The sequence below is a fragment of the Salibacter sp. genome, assembly GCF_031581065.1.
Taxonomy (GTDB): Bacteria; Bacteroidota; Bacteroidia; order Flavobacteriales_G; family Salibacteraceae; genus Salibacter.
Genome location: NZ_JAVLBN010000110.1, coordinates 1 through 555, shown reverse-complemented (window position 1 = coordinate 555; position 555 = coordinate 1). Strand labels below are relative to the sequence as shown.

General features: G+C 40.5%; 1 protein-coding gene. It reads left to right on the top strand.

What is annotated here, in order from left to right; genetic code table 11:
- Positions 1-384: 384 nt before the first annotated feature.
- Positions 385-555: nucleotidyltransferase family protein (locus RI557_RS11775; RefSeq protein ID WP_409079706.1), on the top strand; the 171-nt coding region annotated here is incomplete at its 3' end.

The following is a 555-nucleotide window of genomic DNA, read 5'->3' as shown; positions in this document are numbered from 1 at the left end:
GCCGAGGTTGAGGTTGAGCCGGAGGTGCTGACCGTAGCGTCAGTAGTCGAGGTTGAGGTTAAGGTTGAGGCGTTCAAATTTTACTTTGGGGTTGTTGGGTATTCAAGTTGTTAAGGGCCCCGTTCCTTGCGTCACGAGGGTCTAAGTTCATCTAAGCTTTGGTTGGGACCAAAGGCTAAGATTCACTAAGATTTGGGAGTTTGTAACGCAGCGATCGCGGAGTAAGTGATGATAGCTTTGCTGAATTACGCGGAGGTCGCAGCGTGTTCGCTGGCGCTCACTTTTTTTTGTTTAAAATTGAGAGTTATATTAGATGTGTAGCAAAAAAAGCAGGTAGTTAAGTCTCGATTTACTGCTAAGCATTATTTTATTAAATTTGAATTAATGGAATTAATAAACCAACATATTGATGAGCTGAGAAAATTATGCGATGAATATAATGTGTTAAGGCTTTATGTGTTTGGATCTGTTGCTAAGGGTGAGCACGATAAGACAAGTGATATCGATTTGTTGGTTGAATTTAGTGGGGTTGATCCTTTAGATTATTTCGATAAT